6 protein-coding genes are annotated in these 5,708 nt (G+C 34.5%); 3 read left to right on the top strand and 3 right to left on the bottom strand.

Annotated elements, in window-relative coordinates; all coding sequences use genetic code 11:
• The 3 genes from VI621_RS07760 to VI621_RS07750 form a co-directional block, all read right to left on the bottom strand.
• Positions 1 to 795, bottom strand: a 795-nt coding sequence (locus tag VI621_RS07760; protein WP_324217811.1) for a bifunctional 5,10-methylenetetrahydrofolate dehydrogenase/5,10-methenyltetrahydrofolate cyclohydrolase, incomplete at its 3' end; no start/stop codon positions are given.
• Between the two features lie 147 nt (positions 796 to 942).
• Entirely contained in the window at positions 943 to 2,280 is a 1,338-nt protein-coding gene (gene ffh / locus VI621_RS07755; protein WP_324217810.1) for a signal recognition particle protein, read from the bottom strand.
• A 130-nt stretch (positions 2,281 to 2,410) separates the two neighbouring features.
• Positions 2,411 to 3,481, bottom strand: coding sequence for a hypothetical protein (locus VI621_RS07750; RefSeq protein ID WP_324217809.1), 1,071 nt, complete (start codon positions 3,479 to 3,481; stop codon positions 2,411 to 2,413).
• A gap of 103 nt (positions 3,482 to 3,584) precedes the next feature.
• On the opposite strand from VI621_RS07750, the gene VI621_RS07745 reads away from it, so the two are divergent.
• The 3 genes from VI621_RS07745 to VI621_RS07735 all read left to right on the top strand — a co-directional run.
• A complete protein-coding gene (locus tag VI621_RS07745; protein WP_324217808.1) occupies positions 3,585 to 4,106 on the top strand; it encodes an RNA polymerase sigma factor in 522 nt (173 codons plus the stop codon).
• Between the two features lie 38 nt (positions 4,107 to 4,144).
• Positions 4,145 to 5,059: a FecR family protein gene (locus tag VI621_RS07740; protein WP_324217807.1), complete on the top strand. Its 915-nt coding sequence runs from the start codon at positions 4,145 to 4,147 to the stop codon at positions 5,057 to 5,059.
• On the top strand, positions 5,040 to 5,708 hold a 669-nt coding region (locus tag VI621_RS07735; RefSeq protein WP_324217806.1), incomplete at its 3' end, for a carboxypeptidase-like regulatory domain-containing protein. The genes VI621_RS07740 and VI621_RS07735, both read left to right, overlap by 20 nt.

Here is a 5,708-nt window from a genome sequence, read left to right as displayed (position 1 = left end):
GGTAATAAACGATGCTTTTTTACTCACATTTTCAAAATCAACATCACCGGTAATCACATAGCCTTTTTCGGTAGTTTCATCGGCAACACGCGTAATACCCACATCGATTACAACGGCACCATCTTTTACCATTTCAGCTTTCAGGTAATTGGGAACGCCTAGAGCAGTGATGATAATATCGGCTTGTGTGGTGATTTGGGCAATATTTTTGGTATAACTGTGCGTTAACGTAACAGTGGAATTCCCAGGAAAACCTTTTCTTCCCATCAAAATACTCATCGGACGACCAACAATATGGCTACGGCCAATAACTACGGTATGTTTTCCTTTGGTTTCTACATTATATCTTTCCAATAATTCCAAAATTCCGAAAGGCGTTGCCGGAATAAAAGTGGTCATATCTAAAGCCATTTTCCCGAAATTCTCAGGATGAAATCCGTCCACATCTTTGCTCGGATCAATAGCCATCAAAACTTTTTGGGTATCGATTTGTTCCGGCAAAGGCAGTTGAACAATAAAACCGTCGATGTTATCGTCTTCGTTTAATTGCTTTATTTTTTTCAAAAGCTCGGTTTCAGAAGTGGTGCTTGGCATTTTTACCAAGGTGGATTCAAAACCTACACGTTCGCACGCTTTTACTTTGCTCCCCACATAAGTTAAACTCGCGCCATCATTACCAACGATAATGGCAGCAAGATGAGGCACTTTTTCATTGTTTTTTTTCATCAAATCGACCTCGGCAGTGATTTCGACTTTAATGTCTTCGGATACTTTTTTCCCGTCTAGTAGTTGCATCTTTAAATTGGTTTAGAGTTTAAAAGTTTAAAGTTCTGTTGAGAACTAGAAAAATAAAACTGAATAGTTGTTGTAGTTGTTTTTAATCGTATTGTAAAAATTAAGGTTTAAAGTTTCATCCATTTGAAACTTTAAACCTTAAAAATATTATCTCATTCCTTTCATGCCGCCCATCATTTTCATCAGGTTTTTTCCGCCCGGACCTTGCATCATTTTCATCATTTTGCTCATTTGGTCGAACTGTTTCATCAACTGATTGACTTGCTCGATTTTAGTTCCGGATCCTTTGGCGATTCTGGCTTTTCTTTTCACATCGATGAGGGCCGGTTTGCTTCTCTCGATTGGTGTCATTGAATGAATGATGGCTTCAATGTGTTTGAAAGCATCATCTTCTATTTCTACATCTTTCATTGCTTTTGAAGCTCCGGGAATCATTCCGACTAAGTCTTTCATGTTACCCATTTTCTTCACTTGCTGAATTTGGGTTAAGAAATCATCAAAACCGAATTCATTTTTAGCAATTTTCTTTTGTAATTTTCTTGATTCTTCTTCATCAAATTGCTCATGCGCTCTTTCTACCAAAGACACAACATCTCCCATTCCGAGAATACGTTCTGCCATACGAACGGGATAGAATACATCAATGGCATCCATTTTCTCCCCTGTTCCCACAAATTTAATCGGTTTATTAACCACCGATTTGATAGAAATTGCTGCTCCACCTCGAGTATCACCGTCTAATTTGGTAAGGATTACACCATCAAAATTCAATATGTCATTGAACGCTTTTGCAGTATTCACGGCATCCTGACCCGTCATGGCATCAACAACAAACAAGGTTTCTTGGGGTTGGATTGCTTTGTGAACACGGGCAATTTCATCCATCATCTCTTTATCAACAGCCAAACGACCGGCGGTATCGACAATTACAACATTGAAACCATTCGCTTTGGCATGTTTGATCGCGTTTTGGGCAATTTCAACAGGATTTTTATTGTCCGGTTCAGAGTAAACCTCTACGCCTATTTGCTCCCCGACCACGTGCAACTGGTTGATTGCCGCCGGACGGTAGATATCACACGCTACTAAAAGCGGTTTTTTGTTCTTTTTTGTTTTAAGGAAATTAGCCAATTTTCCGGAAAAAGTCGTTTTCCCAGAACCTTGTAAACCAGACATTAAAATCACGGTTGGTGCTCCGGAAAGATTAATACCGGCTACTTCGCCACCCATTAATTCCGTTAGTTCATCCTTAACCAACTTTACCAATAACTGTCCTGGCTGAAGCGTGGTTAATACATTTTGGCCAATCGCTTTTTCTTTTACTTTAGTGGTAAAATCTTTCGCAATCTTAAAATTCACATCGGCATCCAATAAAGCACGACGTACTTCTTTTAGAGTTTCAGCTACGTTTATTTCGGTTATTTTTCCGTGTCCTTTTAGGACATGAAAGGCTTTGTCTAGTTTATCGCTTAAATTATCGAACATATTGGTGTCTTTTATTGAAGTGCAAATTTAAGGATTTGATTTTTAAGTTTTACGGATTATTTTAATAAAAAAACCAGTCTAAAAATAGACTGGTTATATTACAGAACAAAAACTTTTTAAAATTTTTATTTTAGTTTTTCGTAAATGTTAAATAATCTACTTCCCCATTTTCTCCGCTTACGTCTTTAAGACGAATTAAGGTTGGTGTATATTCAATAATTTCCCAATCATCACCCAATTCTTCCAATTGTGAAGCTGAAAAATCCAATTCTAGTGTATTTTCATTATCATCAACATAGGCACTCCAAACACCAGATAAATTCAATCCGTTTCCTATAACATTTATTGAGCCGTTTACATTGAACGTAAATGCATAGTTTGTATAATTCGCAGTTTCATTTACTTCATCAAAGAAATAAGTAACTGACCAGGATCCAGCCGTTAGTGCAGCAGTGAAATTTGGAGAAATTGGTGTGTTGTCTGAATCATCATTGTCATCATCATCAACATCCTCATCATTATTACAAGTGTCTTCAGCTGCTTCTATCGCATCTTCTAATTGATCATTGTTACTTATAGTTGTTTGCTGTCCATTCGAAGTTGTTACAGCTATCGGATAATTAATTTGTGCATAATCATCATCATCAAAATCATTAAAGAAATTATACAATTCTGCATCATTATTGATTGTTATTGACGAAGGAGTCTGATTTGCTGCATCGTAAAATGAAATTGTTATTGGATAATTAATTAACAAACACTCGATTTCATCAATATCATTATCTTCACCACAGCCATCTATAACATTCTCTAATTGATCTGCATTAGCAATTATTTGAGTACTATAATTAGCGTAAGTGATTGTTATCGGATAAACAAAAGTTAATGAATCGTCATCTTCATTAAACTCATTTAAAATATTTTGAACAATTGCATAATCAGCGGCTGTTTCCACCACTACTTGCTGACCATTAACAAAAACAGTCGCGGGAAGATTTACATTAAAACAACTGCTACTGTCCAAAACGTTATCTTGAGAAGTTGAGCTTTGTGCAACTCTGGAAATTAACATAGTTAATGGCGCAATTTTAGTTAAATTTTGCGGACTATCAATTACTACATTTTCTTCAGTTTGACATGAAGTAAACATTAAGGTCGAAAAAAGACCTAATACTGAAATGGATTTTAGAAGCTTTTTCATAATGGAAAATATTTATAGTTTGATAGTAAAACAAATTAAAACAAAAATACCCTACCACAGAACTATTTTTTTTTAATTTTACTCGTAAATATTTTTTAAGTTTATGGAAAAATCCTCATTTTTAGGCATTTGTGATGAAATAATTTTTCTGAACTTTTTTAAAAGTAATGCAAAAGTTTTACAAAACTACCTGTACTACAAATTTGGGAACAGCGAACAAGCCCAAGACATTTGTCAAGAAGCATTTATAAAGCTTTGGCAAAATTGTGCTAATGTACCATCGGACAAAGCCAAATCTTTTCTATATACAGTTGCCAATAATATTTCATTAAACCAAATCGCACATAAAAAAGTAGTTTTAGAATATGCAAAAAATTCAAATCCGATTCAGCATACTTCGGAAAGTCCCGAATTTATTTTAGAAGAAAATGAATTTAAAATTAAGCTTCTAAAAGCAATAGACAACTTAACAGAAGCACAACGAACCGCTTTTTTATTGCATAGAATCGAAGGAAAGAAATACAAAGAAATTTCAGAAATATTAAATATTAGCATAAAAGCCGTAGAGAAAAGGATTCACGGTGCCTTAGTATCCCTTAGAAAAGAAATTGACAACATTAGGTAGGGTTTTGGAAAACTTATCTGTTTAATATAAAATCAGAAATGATGAAAGAGAATTATTATTTAGCAAAATGGTTGGCTGGAGAAATGACAGAGAGCGAGTTAGATGCTTTCGAGAAAACGCCAGAGTATCATACTTATAAGAAAATAAAGGATTATTCAGGCGAGTTTAAAGCGCCTGAATTTGATATTGACGCCACTTATCAAAAAGTGCTGCAATCCAAAAAAAGCAGGCCCGTTTTTTCGCTTCAAAATCATTGGATATGGAAAGTTGCCGCTATGATTATCCTATTTATCGGGATTGGATTTCTTTATTCAAACCTTGACTCAAAAACCCAAATAGCCGAAGCAGGAACAAGAAATTCCTTTTTATTGCCTGATAATTCCCAAGTGGTCTTAAACGCAGTTTCTGAATTGACCTACAAAAAAAACAATTGGAAAAATAGTCGGGAATGTAGTCTCCGTGGCGAAGCCTTTTTTAAAGTAGCCGAAGGAAAAACATTTGACGTGAATACTCCCTTGGGAAAAGTAACGGTTATAGGGACACAATTTAATGTAAAATCGAGAAAAAACCGTTTTGAAGTAGAATGTTTTGAAGGCAAAGTGAAAGTACAATTCAATGGAAAAAAGACATTTATTACAAAAGGTCAGATCGTAGTGGTTCAAGATGGAAAAGAAATTGATGCTTTGTCTTCAAATCAATCACAACCAAGCTGGATGAAGAACGAAATGAAATTTAATTCCGAACATCTGGTCGATGTTATTGCAGAAATTGAAAGACAATACAACATTACTATTGTACTAAAAAATATCACCTCTGAACAAAAATTTTCGGGAACGCTCCCAACAAATGATATAGAGGTAGCGTTAAAAATTATAAGTACAACTTATCATTTAAAACCAATGAAAACTGATAAAAAATTGATCCTACTATCAAATGACCCAAAAAATCAATAAGTATTTTTTACAACTTTTGTTATTCCTTATTGTTTTTCAATCTGTTTTTTCACAAGAAAAAAAGAACGCAGGAGTGCCGCTCCAGGAGATTCTTACGGCCATTTCTAATCAGCATGGTGTGGAATTTAATTCTATCGATGAAGAAATTTCAATTTTCAAATTAACACCGCCAAGTACTGCTTTTTCATTAACTGAAAAACTAAACTATATTAGACAAAATACCCTGCTTTCTATAGAAGTTTTAGATGAAAAATACATCACAATTTCAAATAAGAAATCGCTTTGTGGTTATGTTTTTGACGCGGAAACAAATACACCTATAGAAAATGCAATATTAAAAATTCCCAATGAAAATCAATATATAGTTTCGAACAAAAATGGTTATTTTAAGTTTAATAAACATACCGTTAGTGATATTCAAATCAGTTGTATGGGTTATAGTTCCAAAACAATAACTGCCAAAAGTTTGCTTCAAGAAAACTGTCCTAAAATATACCTCAATCCTTTTATTGAAACCCTGACAGAAGTGATTGCACAACACTATCTGACTTCCGGAATCTCAAAAAATGAAGATGGCTCATTAGAGGTAAAACCAAAGAAATTTGGCATTTTACCCGGATTGATTGAACCAGACGTTTTACAAACAATG

It is taken from the genome of Flavobacterium sp. (assembly GCF_035292545.1).
Taxonomy (GTDB): domain Bacteria; phylum Bacteroidota; class Bacteroidia; order Flavobacteriales; family Flavobacteriaceae; genus Flavobacterium.
Note: the sequence above shows the minus strand (reverse complement) of the source record. Positions and strands in the feature narration are given on the sequence as shown.